Source organism: Zoogloea sp., from assembly GCF_028689785.1.
Taxonomy (GTDB): domain Bacteria; phylum Pseudomonadota; class Gammaproteobacteria; order Burkholderiales; family Rhodocyclaceae; genus Zoogloea.
The window spans coordinates 76,473-88,912 of the sequence record NZ_JAQVCN010000008.1; the positions used below are offsets into that span (position 1 = coordinate 76,473).

At 64.8% G+C, this 12,440-nt stretch carries 13 protein-coding genes; 2 read left to right on the top strand and 11 right to left on the bottom strand.

The window, feature by feature from the left end; all coding sequences use genetic code 11:
* Positions 1-43: 43 nt before the first annotated feature.
* From PHI64_RS06180 to xth, 5 genes are all read right to left on the bottom strand, one after another.
* Positions 44-820, bottom strand: a complete 777-nt coding sequence (locus PHI64_RS06180) for a DUF481 domain-containing protein (protein WP_299880225.1) — start codon at positions 818-820, stop codon at positions 44-46.
* Between the two features lie 194 nt (positions 821-1,014).
* Complete coding sequence (locus PHI64_RS06185; protein WP_299880227.1) at positions 1,015-1,935, bottom strand: polysaccharide deacetylase family protein; 921 nt, start codon at positions 1,933-1,935, stop codon at positions 1,015-1,017.
* A gap of 277 nt (positions 1,936-2,212) precedes the next feature.
* A complete protein-coding gene (locus tag PHI64_RS06190) occupies positions 2,213-2,407 on the bottom strand; it encodes a DUF2892 domain-containing protein (RefSeq protein ID WP_296408765.1) in 195 nt (64 codons plus the stop codon).
* 93 nt (positions 2,408-2,500) lie between these two features.
* On the bottom strand, positions 2,501-3,163 hold the full coding sequence (locus PHI64_RS06195) for a Crp/Fnr family transcriptional regulator (protein ID WP_299880232.1): 663 nt from the start codon (positions 3,161-3,163) through the stop codon (positions 2,501-2,503).
* Positions 3,160-3,918 (bottom strand): exodeoxyribonuclease III, encoded by a 759-nt coding sequence (xth, locus tag PHI64_RS06200; protein ID WP_299880235.1) that lies wholly within the window; start codon positions 3,916-3,918, stop codon positions 3,160-3,162. Before xth ends, PHI64_RS06195 begins: the two co-directional genes overlap by 4 nt.
* A 254-nt stretch (positions 3,919-4,172) precedes the next feature.
* Here xth and PHI64_RS06205 point away from each other — a divergent pair, with 254 nt between their 5' ends.
* Positions 4,173-4,712 carry a hypothetical protein gene (locus PHI64_RS06205; RefSeq protein WP_299880240.1) on the top strand — a complete coding sequence of 180 codons (540 nt, stop codon included), beginning with the start codon at positions 4,173-4,175 and terminating at the stop codon, positions 4,710-4,712.
* 57 nt (positions 4,713-4,769) lie between these two features.
* On the opposite strand, the gene PHI64_RS06210 is transcribed toward PHI64_RS06205, so the two are convergent.
* On the bottom strand, positions 4,770-5,255 hold the full coding sequence (locus PHI64_RS06210) for a glutaredoxin family protein (protein WP_299880243.1): 486 nt from the start codon (positions 5,253-5,255) through the stop codon (positions 4,770-4,772).
* Positions 5,252-7,333 carry a M3 family metallopeptidase gene (locus PHI64_RS06215; protein WP_299880246.1) on the bottom strand — a complete coding sequence of 694 codons (2,082 nt, stop codon included), beginning with the start codon at positions 7,331-7,333 and terminating at the stop codon, positions 5,252-5,254. Before PHI64_RS06215 ends, PHI64_RS06210 begins: the two co-directional genes overlap by 4 nt.
* Positions 7,334-7,443: 110 nt before the next feature.
* Between PHI64_RS06215 and PHI64_RS06220 the strand changes: the two genes are divergently transcribed.
* Positions 7,444-8,310 carry an HDOD domain-containing protein gene (locus tag PHI64_RS06220; protein ID WP_299880249.1) on the top strand — a complete coding sequence of 289 codons (867 nt, stop codon included), beginning with the start codon at positions 7,444-7,446 and terminating at the stop codon, positions 8,308-8,310.
* Positions 8,311-8,403: 93 nt separating this feature from the next.
* Here the strand turns inward: PHI64_RS06220 and PHI64_RS06225 are convergent, their stop codons facing one another.
* The 4 genes from PHI64_RS06225 to fba form a co-directional block, all read right to left on the bottom strand.
* Positions 8,404-9,336, bottom strand: a complete 933-nt coding sequence (locus PHI64_RS06225; RefSeq protein ID WP_299880252.1) for a phosphoribosylaminoimidazolesuccinocarboxamide synthase — start codon at positions 9,334-9,336, stop codon at positions 8,404-8,406.
* Positions 9,337-9,388: 52 nt separating this feature from the next.
* Positions 9,389-10,690: a DUF3422 family protein gene (locus tag PHI64_RS06230; protein WP_299880254.1), complete on the bottom strand. Its 1,302-nt coding sequence runs from the start codon at positions 10,688-10,690 to the stop codon at positions 9,389-9,391.
* Positions 10,691-10,810: 120 nt separating this feature from the next.
* Positions 10,811-11,194, bottom strand: coding sequence for a hypothetical protein (locus tag PHI64_RS06235; protein WP_299880257.1), 384 nt, complete (start codon positions 11,192-11,194; stop codon positions 10,811-10,813).
* A gap of 78 nt (positions 11,195-11,272) precedes the next feature.
* On the bottom strand, positions 11,273-12,337 hold the full coding sequence (gene fba / locus PHI64_RS06240) for a class II fructose-bisphosphate aldolase (RefSeq protein WP_299880260.1): 1,065 nt from the start codon (positions 12,335-12,337) through the stop codon (positions 11,273-11,275).
* Positions 12,338-12,440: the final 103 nt, after the last annotated feature.

A 12,440-nucleotide genomic window follows, 5' to 3' on the forward strand; every position in this document is an offset into this window, starting at 1 on the left:
GGGCAAGGCCCGGCGGCGGCTTTGGGGTAGCGCCTGATGTCGCTTAGTCGGCGCCGAACTTCACGTTTACACCCGCCAGGAAAAGGGTGTCGTTCTGCTTGGCCGGGGACTGGGCCAGGCTGTCGTAGCGGTTCTGGAAGCCCACGGTCAGGTTCATGGTCTTGTTCATGGCCACTGACAGGCCGGCGTCGAAGATGGCCCGGAACTCGCCGGTGTCACGCAGGTTGGGATAGACCACCAGACGCTGCTTGAAGCTGGTGGTGTCGGTCAGGCGGTGGCTGGACTCTTCGCCGAGGATCATCTCGGGCGTGGTGTAGGTGCGGCGCAGCTCGTTGTCGATGAGCACGCCGGAGGAGGCGTAGCGATCGACCTTGTAGCCGAGACCGCCGAACACGTCCCAAGTGGTTTCCGGGGTCTTGATCAGGTGATAGCCCACGCCGCCATTGACGCCGGCACGCAGGTTGAGGTGCTTGAGCTGATCGCGCTCCAGGTCGAGGCCGCCAAAGGCAAATACCTTGTCGCTCAGGTTGTGGTCGTAACGGGTGCCGGCGCGCCACAGGTTGGCCGTGGTGTTGGTGTTGTCGTCCTTGTCTTTGGACTGGGCGAACAGGGCCTGGCCATAGACTGACCACTTGTCGGTTGCGGTGATGCGGGCGGCGTCCAGGTTGATGTTCACGGAGCTGTTGCGGGCATTGCCGGACGAGAACGAAGCGGCTGCGCCACCCACGCCACGCCACTGACCGTCTGCCTTGATGTCGTCGGCGACGGCCTGGCCGCAGGCCAGCAGGGCGGAGACAGTCAGCAGGGAGAGCTTCTTCATGGAACTTCCTTTCTTGCGCATTGAGCCCTGGTGGGCACGGAAAGCGCAGAGGATAAGAAGTTGGCCGATCTAAAGGTGCCTAATATTCCTCAAGGCACAACTGTTTGCGTATGTGGAATTTTGTATCTCGGTCGAAGCGGGGCGCCTGGGTTTCCCTTCGCCAGTGGCATGGTGGGGATGGCCGAGGGGCTAGGTCAAGGCAGCAACCCTGCCTCCCGCAGCAAGGGCTCCTCATATACGGAATCTTCCGCCGGGTAGCGCAACTTCGGAAAATCAAGTGCTTTTGCAAGTGACCAAATGATGCTCTCCCCGGCGGGCAGGGTGTCAGGTGTTTGTGCGTACAGCGGGTCCTGAAATGCGCTGCGGGTGGATGTCACCTGCCAGCCACTGGTGGTGAGTGCTGCAATTACCGCGGGCAATGCTGCCGCATTGATCTGGTTGGTATGCAGCAGCATGACATGGGCGGGGCTTCTCCCCAGGACCTTGTAGGCAAGCTGGTCGTAGTATTCCGCGCGGTTGAGCAGATGGCGGATGTAGGCCTGTTTCACGCGCCCAGCCTTATCGGCATCGCCCGCCTTCAAGTGAGCGGTATAGACAATGTTGTAGTACCAATCGCTGGCGTCAATGGAGACAGGGGCATTCCTGTAGCTGTTCTTGGCCATCCAGGCCCGCATGCCATCGCGCTTGGCCTGCGTATCCCCTTCCTTCAGATAGGGGAATCTGAGCATGGGCGTGAAGGTGGGCAGATCTCGAATCGCTGCATCGGCCGCCTGCACATCGGCGATGAACCAGTCCAGTGACACCTTGGGATCGGCAAGGCTGCGATGACTGGCCGTGTGATTTCCTACGAGATGCCCCGCCTGCGCCCATGCCTTGACCAATCCCAGCCCGTCGGTGCCGCCCATGCGCGCCAAGGAGGGAAACAGGGCCGCTGTGATCTGATGCGTGTGCAAGGCCGCCAGTATCTGTGCATTCCACTGGGCCGCATCGGGCTGTGTCCCTGGATTGAAGCCGTCGTCGAAGGTGAGGGCGAGTGTCTTCGCCGTGCAGAGGGACGCCCATAAGGAAAGGACAAGGACGGCGAGCAAGCGAAAGGGAAGATGTTGGGAGGTCATGCCTTGGCAATAGGTGCGTTGTTATCGGGAAGATGCTGGATTGCTCAATCGCTGCCCAGTTCCCAAAACGAAGCGCGATTGATCGAGCCGGCGATCATCTTGCGGTTGAACAAACCGATCACGACACCCAGATACGGTCAGCCCCAACCTCTTGGCCACGCGGAAGGCCTTGTCGGCATACTGCAGAGGCGTGCGCAGTGGGAGTCACCCTGAAATGAAAAAAGCCCGGCACCGCAAAGGAGGCCGGGCCGGGGGTGTCCGGGGGAGGAGGGGGAGCTCAGTCCTTCTTCATCGGACAGGTATTCATGCCGAGCAGGGGATAGACCGGGCAGAAGCCGGTCAGGCCTGTGGCAAGGGGAACCACGCCGATCCAGGCCCAGGTCGGTCCGCCCAGAAGGGCAGCCCAGGCTACCAGGGCCACGCCGCCGCCAATCCGCAACACCTTGTCGATACCGCCCACGTTCGCTTTCATGATCGCCTCCTTGGCACATTGGTTCAGGTGGGCGTATTGGAGCATTCGCCGTCGGGGGGCGTCTGTAACCTTGGTTACAGAGCCGGCAGGGCTTCAGTTTCCGGCGAGGCGGCGCAGGCCGGCGGGATCAAGGATCTCTACCTGTTCCCGGGACAGGGCCACCAAGCCTTGCTCGGCCAGGCCTTTGAGCAGGCGGCTGACGATCTCACGCACGCTCCCCAGCTCATCGGCAAGCTGCTGGTGGGTGGTGTGCAGGCGTTGGCCCTTGCCCAGCAGCAGCGCGGCCAGGCGCTGGTCGAGCTTGCGGAAGGCCACTTCCTCGATCAGTTGCATCAGGTCAGCGATGCGTTCGGAGAACAGCTGGAAGACGAAGTCCCGAAAGGCCTGCTCGCCCAGCAGGGCTTGGAAGTCCTCGGTCGGGACCACCAGCAGGGTGGTGTCTGCTTCCGTCACGCCGCGTGCGTTGTAGGGCGCCTGGCCGAGCAGGCAGGCCGAGGAGATGATGCAGGTCTCGCCCGGAGTGACCCGATACAGGGGCAGCTCCCGGCCGTTGGGGGCCGCCTTGACCACCCGGATGCCACCGGCGATCACGAAGGGAAAGCCCTGACAGGCCTGGCGCTCGTCAAACACGGTGGTGCCCGCCGGCACCTGCACAAGCTGGGCCCGGGCCTCCAGGCGCTGGCGCGCCCGGGCGGTCAGCTGGCTCAGAATGGGGTAAAGGGCGATCAGGGCCTCTCCGGCCGGGGCGCTGTTCATGCCAGCTCGACGACGACCGGGGTGTGGTCGGATGGCCGCTCCAGCTTGCGGGGGGCCTTGTCGGTGTAGCAGGCCGAACACCTCTCCACCAGGGGGGCCGACAGCAGCAGGTGGTCGATGCGCAGGCCGAAGTTGCGTCGGAAGGCGCCCATCCGGTAGTCCCACCAGGAAAAGCTGCGCTCCTCCTGCTCGAAGAGCCGGAAGGCGTCACTCAGACCGAGACCGATCAGGGCCTGGAAGGCGGCCCGCTCGGGTACCGACACGTGGATCTCGTCCTTCCAGTCCGGGTGGGCGTCCCGGTCTTCCGGGGCCACGTTGTAATCGCCGGCCAGCACCAGCTGAGGCGTGGTTTGCAGTTCGGCCTTCAGCCAGGCGGTGAGGGCTTCCAGCCAGGCCATCTTGTAGGCGAATTTGTCGGAACCGACGGCCTGTCCGTTGGGGAAGTAGCCACACACGATGCGCACCCCGTCCAGGGTGCCGGCGATGATGCGCTTCTGTTCGTCGGCGAAGCCGGGGATGTCGAGGGTGACATCCTCCAGCGGCTTGCGGCTGAGGATGGCCACGCCGTTGTAAGTCTTCTGGCCGTTGAACACGGCCCGATAGCCGGCGGCCTCGATCTCGGCCAGGGGAAAGGCCTTGTTCTCGCACTTGAGCTCCTGAAGGCAGAGTGCATCGGGCTGATTGGCCGCGAGCCAGTCGAGCACATGGGGCAGGCGGACCTTGAGGGAGTTGACGTTCCAGGTGGCGATCTTCATGGGGGCTTGAAATCCAGTATGGGCGTGGGTTTGTGTTTCTGGTGGTGCCGCTAGCTACACAAAGCGGTGTCTGTTTGAAGTGATTGTGCCAGCCACGCGGCTGACGGTGTTCGTGCTTTGCTGCTATCCCTTCCAGCAGGACCATGGGCTCGTTGGGGGGGAGGCTGGCCGTGCCTGAAGCTGCTCAAGAAAAGCCAATGTGCGTATATGATCATGGTTCTTATTTGCAGTTGTGCCGAGAGTCAAGATCCATCATGAACACGATTTGCCGCCGCCACAGCGTACTCACCTTCTTCCTGCTGGCCACAATGACAGGGAGCCATGCCGGTGGCTGGGTCGATGAACGCGGGGTCGCTCTCCCGGATCGGGAGAACATGCGCAGCGCAGGCAGCTTTCTCGTCCAGTTGCGGCTTACCTCTGACGAGGCGGCCCTGCGAAAGTCCTGGGAAGAGGCAGGCGGCAACCCGACGCTGGATGTAAGCGAGAGCATTCCGGTGGGGCGCCCCATCAGCACCGTGCTGACGATGACCGGCTGCAAGCCAAACCCTGCCGGTCAGTGCGATGTGATGGCCGAGTTCTCCATCATTGCGCCGGATGGCGAGCGCACCCGCTTGGGGGCCGGCTACCTGTGGAAGGCCGCACCGTTGACCCCGCGGTTCATGCTCGGTAGTGCAAGCTTGACCCTCGTCTTCAAGGAGAAGGACAAGGGCAAGGCGTTCCGGATGATTGCCACAGTGGAGGACAGGGTTGCCAGCAAGGTGCTGGAGCTCTCCACCCCCCTGAAGGTGGAGTGACCGAAGCGCGGCAGGGGGGCCGCCACCCATTGGAATCGATGGTGGCAGCCGGCACCCTCAGCGCTTGCCGGCCGGGTAGCCGGCGTTGTCCAGCAGGCTGTGCCACAGGGGCTCTGCAAGGCCGGCTTCCACCTGGCGGCCGACCACCAGGGTGGGCACGAAGGGCTCCTTGCTGAAGCGGGTCTTGAAGGCTTCGACCTGCTCTGCGCTGTCGATGGCGGTTTCGCTGAACGGGACGCCACGCTTCTGGAGCAGGGCTCGTCCGTCGTCGCAGGGTTTGCCGCAGTCTTTGCTGGTGTACAGGGTCACCGGGAAGCTGGCGGCAGCCTTGCGGGTCAGGAAGGGTGTTTGGGCGTTGCCCCGGTTGGGCTGGACGTTGCGCTCCTCGAATTTCTTGATGACCTGGGGGGGCGGCTGGTCGCTGTACTGTACGCGACCCTGTTCATCCACCCAACGGTAGGCACTCTGGGCCATTGTCGGCCCCGCGCCGGCAAGCAGCGCCAGCAGCAAGGGCAGGATGGCGCGGGGGCCGGCGGGTTTCATGCCGGCACCATGCCGCTGTGGCGCAGCAGGGCATCCACTTGCGGCTCGCGGCCGCGGAAGGCCTTGAAGGATTCGAGGGCAGGGCGGCTGCCGCCGACGGCCAGGATTTCGTTCCAGAAGCGCTGGCCGGTGGCCGCGTCGAGCACGCTGCCCTTGGGCCGGCCCTCTTCCTCGAAGGCGGCGAAGGCATCGGCCGACAGCACTTCGGCCCACTTGTAGCTGTAGTAGCCAGCCGCATAGCCTCCGGCAAAGATGTGGGTGAAGCTGTTGGGGAAGCGGTGCCAGGCCGGGGGTATCAGCACGGCGACTTCCTTGCGGACTTCGGCGAGGAGATCCATGTAGCCCTGGGTGGCCGGGTCGAAATCCATGTGCACCAGCAGGTCGAACAGGGAGAACTCCAGCTGACGCACGGTGCCCAGGCCACTCTGGAAGTTCTTGGCGGCCAGCATCTTGTCGAAGAGGGCCTTGGGCAGGGGTTCGCCGGTGTCGGCGTGGGCGGTCATTTCGCGCACCACGTCCCATTCCCAGCAGAAATTCTCCATGAACTGGCTGGGCAGCTCCACCGCGTCCCATTCGACACCGTGGATGCCGGAGACGGCCAGGTCGTCCACCTGGGTGAGCAGGTGGTGGAGGCCGTGGCCGGTTTCGTGGAACAGGGTGATCACGTCGTCGTGGCTGAAGGTGGCGGGCCGCTTTTTCGTGCCCTCACCCACCGGGCCGGGGAAGTTGCACACCAGGTAGGCCACCGGGGTCTCGATGCCGCTGGCCAGGCGCCGGCGGGTGATGGCGGAATCCATCCAGGCGCCGCCCTTCTTGGTGTCCCGGGCGTAGAGGTCGAGGTAGAACTGGCCGACCAGCTGGCCGGCCCGCTCGATGCGGAAGAAGCGCACGTCCGGGTGCCAGACTGGGCCGTTGTCGGGCTTGATGCTGACCTGGTAGAGCTTTTCCACGACCTTGATGAGGCCGTCCAGTACCTTGTGTTCGGGCAGGTATTCCTTCACTTCCTGCTCGGAGAAGGCGTAGTTGGCGACGCGCAGCTTCTCGGAGGCGTAGGCCACGTCCCAGGGTTCGAGGGGGGAGAGGCCGAGGTTCTCGCTGGCGAAGGCGCGGAGTTCGGCCAGATCACGTTCGGCGAAAGGCTTGGCCTTGACCGCCAGCTCGCGCAGGAAGCCCAGCACCTGGTCCGGCGTATCGGCCATTTTGGGCACCAGGGAGACTTCGGCATAGTTGCGGTAGCCGAGCATCCGGGCTTCCTCGGCACGCAGGGCCAGGATCTGCTGGATCAGCGGGCCGTTGTCCCATTCAGGCTTGCTGTAGCCGTTGTCGATCTCGGCCGCACGGGTAGCGTAGGCGCGGTAGAGGGTTTCACGCAGGCTGCGGCTGTCGGCGTACTGCATCACCGGCAGGTAAGAGGGCATCTTGAGGCCGAACTTCCAGCCTTCGAGGCCGGCTTTCTCGGCCGCTTCCCGGGCGGCGGCGATGACGTCTTCGGGCAGGCCGGCCAGCTCGGCCTCATCGGTGACCAGGTGGCTGAAGGCGTTGGTGGCATCGAGGACGTTCTCGGAGAACTTGGCGCCGAGGCCGGCCATCTCTTCCTGGATGGCCTGGAAGCGGGGCTTCTGCTCGTCGGGCAGCTCGGCGCCGGAGAGGCGGAAGCCCCGCAGCTCGTTGTCGATGATGCGGCGACGGGCCGGGCTGAGGGTGGCGTATTCGGGGCCGTTGGCGATGGCTTTATATTTTTCGAAAAGCTTAAGGTTTTGCCCCAATTCGGCGTAAAAACGGGTGACCTCCGGCAACATCAAGTTGTAGGCCTCCCGCCATTCGGGGGTGTCCATAACGCTGTGCATGTGGGCCGCAATGCCCCAGGCTCGGCCGAGGCGTTCACCTTCGTTCTCGATGGGTTCGACGAAAGTGGCCCAGGTGGGTGTGGCGGGGTCGTGTTGCAGGCGTTCGACGGTGCTGCGCAGAGCCTCAAGCAGGCTGCGTACGGCGGGCTCCACGTGGGCCGGCTGGATGGCGTCGAAGCGCGGCAGGCCGGACAGTTCGAGCAGGGGCGAGGTGGCGGGGGTGGCGGTCATTTTTGTGAAAGCAGTCGGTTGAGTGGTTTCATTTTGCCGAATTCCGCGCGGAGTGTCGCCTGTGTTGGCGGCTGGAGGCGGGGCGGCGGGCATGTACAAAGGGGACGGGCGTGAGCGACAAGGCGTTGAATCTGGCGGAGCAGGCCTTCCTGCATACCATCAACCAGGAACTGGAGCGCGGTGAGCTGCGCTTTCCGACCTCCATGGAGGTGACCATGCGAGTGCTGGAGGCCCTCGATAACCCCGACCTGGACCTGGGCCGGATGTCGACCATGGTTTCCGCCGAACCCCTGCTGGCGGCCCGTACCGTGGCGCTGGCCAACTCTGCCTGGTACAACCCCAGCGGGCGCGTAGTGACCGATGTGCCGAAAGCCTTGGTGCGCATCGGTTTCGGTAAGCTGCGGGCCTTGGCCATGGCGGTGGCGGCAGAACAGCTGATGCACCGGGAGGTGCTTGGCCCCTATCAGCCCTTGATCCGCAAGTTGTGGGCGCACTGTGTGGACGTGGCGGCCACGGCCAGCGTGCTGGCCCGGCTGTGCACTGCCCAGGACCGGGATGCGGCCTTCTTTGCCGGTATGGTCCATGACATTGGGCAGTTCTTCCTGCTGGCCCGGGTGTGGGAATACCCCGAGCTGCTCAGCGACGACAGTCCGCTCTCGGATCTGGTGCGGGTCTGGTACCCTCCGGTGGGGCGGGCGGTGCTGGCGACCATGAGCATGCCGCGGGAGCTGATGGATGCGGTGGACAACCCGGAAATCTATGGGGGAGAGTGGCCTCCCACCAATATTCCTGATCTGATCTTCATCGCCAACCTGGTGGCGGAGTCGCGCAATCCGTTCTCGCCCGAGGAGGAGGATTTCCGTCAGGGCCTGGCCCGGGCGGCGACCCTGGGGCTGGATGAGGCGTGTCTGGCTCGGGCGCTGGCCGAGTCGATGGAGGAGCGCCAGGCGCTGATGGCCTTGTTTCATGTTGGATGAAACTCCGGTTGCGCCCCTCCGTGGCGTCCGTCAAAAGCACACAACCCGCCTAGGCGGGTTGTGTGCTTTTGAGCAGTGTCGCAGGCGCGACGCTCAGAGGCGCTGGCCGGTGAGGTGCTCGTAGGCTTCGACGTACTTGGCGGCGGTGCGGGCGATGACTTCGTCCGGCAGCTTGGGGCCAGGGGCGACCTTGCCCCAGTCGAGGGTTTCCAGGTAGTCACGCACGTACTGCTTGTCGTAGCTCGGCGGGCTGATGCCTTCGGCGTAGCTCTCGGCGGGCCAGAAGCGGGAGGAGTCGGGCGTCAGGGCTTCATCGATCAGGTGCAGGGTGCCGGCAGCGTCGATGCCGAACTCGAACTTGGTGTCGGCGATGATGATGCCGCGGGTGGCGGCGTAGTCGGCGGCTTCGGAGTACAGGCGGATGGCGGCGTCGCGGGCTTCGGCCACGAGCTGGGCGCCCGTCTTGCCGGTGCCCTTGAGGGTGTCGGCGAGTACGGCATCGGTGCGGGCCTGGGCCTGTTCAAAGCTGATGTTCTCGTCGTGATCGCCGACTTCGGCCTTGCTGGCAGGGGTGAAGATGGGGAACGGCAGCTTCTGCGCCTGACGCAGACCGGCGGGCAGATTGATGCCGCAGATGGCGCCGGTGTCCTGGTAGTCCTTCCAGCCGGAGCCGATCACGTAGCCACGGACCACGGCCTCAATGGGCAGCGGGGTGAGGCGCTTGACCACCAGCGCACGGCCACGCACCTGGTCACGTTCGTCGGCCGCGACCACGCTTTCGGGGTCAATGCCGGTGAGCTGGTTGGGGACGATATGACCGAGCTTGGCGAACCAGAAGTTGGCCATGGCGGTGAGTACCTGCCCCTTGCGCGGGATTGGGTCCGGAAGGATGACGTCGAAGGCTGACAGCCGGTCGGAGGTGACGATGAGCAGCTTGTCGGCGTCAATGGCGTAGATGTCGCGTACCTTGCCACGGCCCAACAGGGTCAGGCTGCGGATGGAGGATTCGAAGATCGGAGTGGTCACGGTCTGGTGTCCGTCGGTCAAAACGCGATTATAGCGGGGTGGCGGGGGGCGGTCAGTGTCCGGCGTCGGCGGCGGCCAGATGCTTGCGCATGCGATGCAGGCCGAAGGCCACGAAACCGGCGATCAGGGGAATGGCGGCGGCGGTGATGCCTTCGGGTGTGAGGGGCTCAATTTGATGTTTGAGGCCCTTGGCCATGTACTGCACCAGCTGAGAGGCGTAGTAGGTTATTGCCACCACCGACAGGCCTTCGACGGTCTGCTGCAGGTGCAACTGCAGTTTGGCGCGGCGGTTCATCTGGCCGAGCAGTTCCTGGTTCTGACGCTCCAGTTCCACTTCGACGCGGGTGCGCAGCAGCTGGCTGTTACGGGCCACGCGGCTGGACAGGTCTTCCTGGCGACGGGCCATCGTCTCGCAGGTGTTCATGGCCGGCAGAAGGCGGCGTTCCATGAACTCGTGGAAGGTGGGCAGGCCGATGATGCGGCGCTCACGCAGCTCGGCGATGCGCTGCATTACCAGGCTGTGATAGGCCCGGGCGGCGCCGAAGCGAAAGGTGGTGCGGGCTACGGAGTGCTCGACTTCGGCGGCCATGGTGGTGAGGTCGGCCAGCACGTTGCGTTCGTCCTCGGTGCTGCGGGCGGAGCCGGTGCGGTCCATCAGGTCAGCGAGGCGCTGCTCGGTGGCACCGAGCAGTCGGCTGACTTCCTTGGCCACAGGGAAGGCCAGCAGCGCCATCAGGCGGTAGGTCTCGATCTCCACCAGGCGTTGCACGGTGCGGCCGGCCTGACGGCGGGTCAGGGACACGTCGATGACCAAGAAGCGGGAGAAGCCGTTCTCGAACAGGAAATCGGTGAATACCCAGGCGGCACCGTCGGCCACGGTAGCGCCGACCATCTGGCGTCCCGTGGGGGAGAGCTGGGCCATGACGCTCTCGGGCGTCACCTCGGCGGCGGAGCGCAGTTCTACGTGGGTGGCGACGATGAGCTTGCCGGGCAGGCTTTTGAGCCAGGCCTCAGGCACCACGGCGAGGGCCGAAGCACTGCCGTCCAGGCCTTCGCCCCGGGCGATGGAACAAAAAAAGGTGTAGCTGGAGAACTCGTTGTGGAGCTCCCACTTGAGCTGGAAACTGCCAAAGTCGATCAGGTGGTGGGTGCCGGCATCGTCGATGGGCTGGCCGAGGAGCTTACCCAGGGCGATGAGGTGCTGCTGGGCGGCACCGGGGGCCTCGTCTTTGTGGTGCAGGGCGAGGTAGCTGATCAGCTGCGGGCTCTCGAGGGGGACCGGCGGACGGGCGTGGAACTCGTCGTTAAGGGCTTGGCGCTGGTCGTGCTCGGAGAAATGGGGTGGCAGGGTCATGGGATCTGACGGGCCGGGCGTGATCGGGCGTTCATCTTGCCGTTACGGAAGTGGCGCTGGCAAGCCTGCCGGAGGCCGTGCCGTGCTGCGGGTCACGGGGCGTTGTTGCGGTGCAACAAATCACCTGCCGCCGAGCAGGGCGACAAGGAGCGCGGCCACGGCAAGAGCGGTGGTTACGCCGAGAGCAATGGCGAGCTGGCGCACCCGCTGCTGCAGCTGATGGGTGGTGCCCACGAGTTCCGCGTTCTGGGCGGCCAGCGCGGCGAGGAGTTCGGCGCCTTCCTGCTGGCGCAGGCTCACCTCGGCGAGCTGGCTCTCCAGGGCCACGAAGCGGGGCGTATCGCCGGGGCTGGCCCCCTCGGGTGACTGTGAGGCGCTGCCTGCGGCGGTGTCGGGGCCGGCCTTCTGCCACAGCTTGCGGGCGCTCTGGGCCAGGTCGGGGGCACGGGCGATGACCTCGGACCAGGGGATTGCCTTGACGAGGGTGGACCAGGGGAGGGCCATGGAAACGTCTCCGGAAATGAAGGGGGCCGGCATGGCCGGCCCCGATTCCGATACGCCGGCAGGCCGGCGGTAGCGGTCTTAGCGGACGATCTGGTTCAGGGAGCCGCTCTTGTAGGCTGCGGCGATCTTGTCCAGGGAGATGGGCTTGATCTTGCTGGCGTTGCCGGCGGTGCCGAAGGCTTCGAAGCGGGCCTTGCACACCTGCTTGGCAGCTTCGCGGGCGGGCTTGAGGAACTCGCGGGGGTCGAACTTGGAGGGGTTCTCGACGAAGAACTTGCGGATCGCGCCGGTCATGGCCAGGCGGATGTCGGTGTCGATGTTGATCTTGCGCACGCCGTATTTGATGCCGCGGACGATTTCTTCGACGGGCACGCCGTAGGTTTCCTTCATGTCGCCGCCGTACTCGCGGATGATCTCGAGGAGTTCCTGGGGCACCGAGGAGGAGCCGTGCATTACCAGGTGGGTGTTGGGGATGCGGGCGTTGATGGCCTTGATGCGCTCGATGGCCAGGATGTCGCCAGTGGGTTTGCGGGTGAACTTATAGGCGCCGTGGCTGGTGCCGATGGCGATGGCCAGGGCGTCCACGTTGGTCTGGCGCACGAAGTCGGCGGCCTGGTCGGGGTCGGTGAGCATCTGCGAGTGATCCAGGGTGCCTTCGGCGCCGATGCCGTCTTCCTCGCCGGCCTGGCCGGTTTCGAGGGAGCCCAGGCAGCCCAGTTCGCCTTCGACACTGACGCCGATGGCGTGGGACAGCTCGACCACGCGGCGGGTCACGTCCACGTTGTATTCATACGAGGAAGGAGTCTTGCCGTCTTCCATCAGGGAGCCGTCCATCATCACCGAGGAGAAGCCGGAGCGGATGGCGCCTTGGCAGATGGCGGGAGACTGGCCGTGATCCTGGTGCATGACCACCGGGATGTGCGGGTAAGCTTCGACGGCGGCGTCGATGAGGTGGCGCAGGAAGGCCTCGCCAGCGTATTTGCGGGCGCCGGCGGAGGCTTGCATGATCACCGGGCTGTCGGTTTCCGACGCGGCTTCCATGATGGCCTGGACCTGTTCGAGGTTATTGACGTTGAACGCGGGCAGGCCGTAGCCGTTTTCGGCGGCGTGGTCGAGAAGCTGGCGCATGGAAACGAGGGACATGGTTTTTTCTCCGGTGGCCGGGGCCGGCCTGGTAAAGACGTAAAACCTCGATTCTACCAAGCCGGCATGCCCCCTGCGCGACCAGCAGGTGAGCATATGTCCC

Excerpts from the sequence above, each read along its gene's own strand:
- PHI64_RS06195 (WP_299880232.1), bottom strand. The coding sequence starts at position 3,163 with ATGAACAGCGCCCCGGCCGGAGAGGCCCTGATCGCCCTTTACCCCATT.
- xth (WP_299880235.1), bottom strand. The coding sequence starts at position 3,918 with ATGAAGATCGCCACCTGGAACGTCAACTCCCTCAAGGTCCGCCTGCCC.
- PHI64_RS06235 (WP_299880257.1), bottom strand. The coding sequence starts at position 11,194 with ATGGCCCTCCCCTGGTCCACCCTCGTCAAGGCAATCCCCTGGTCCGAG.
- fba (WP_299880260.1), bottom strand. The coding sequence starts at position 12,337 with ATGTCCCTCGTTTCCATGCGCCAGCTTCTCGACCACGCCGCCGAAAAC.
- PHI64_RS06180 (WP_299880225.1), bottom strand. The coding sequence starts at position 820 with ATGAAGAAGCTCTCCCTGCTGACTGTCTCCGCCCTGCTGGCCTGCGGC.
- PHI64_RS06215 (WP_299880246.1), bottom strand. The coding sequence starts at position 7,333 with ATGACCGCCACCCCCGCCACCTCGCCCCTGCTCGAACTGTCCGGCCTG.
- PHI64_RS06210 (WP_299880243.1), bottom strand. The coding sequence starts at position 5,255 with ATGAAACCCGCCGGCCCCCGCGCCATCCTGCCCTTGCTGCTGGCGCTG.
- PHI64_RS06190 (WP_296408765.1), bottom strand. The coding sequence starts at position 2,407 with ATGAAAGCGAACGTGGGCGGTATCGACAAGGTGTTGCGGATTGGCGGC.
- PHI64_RS06185 (WP_299880227.1), bottom strand. The coding sequence starts at position 1,935 with ATGACCTCCCAACATCTTCCCTTTCGCTTGCTCGCCGTCCTTGTCCTT.
- PHI64_RS06205 (WP_299880240.1), top strand. The coding sequence starts at position 4,173 with ATGAACACGATTTGCCGCCGCCACAGCGTACTCACCTTCTTCCTGCTG.
- PHI64_RS06230 (WP_299880254.1), bottom strand. The coding sequence starts at position 10,690 with ATGACCCTGCCACCCCATTTCTCCGAGCACGACCAGCGCCAAGCCCTT.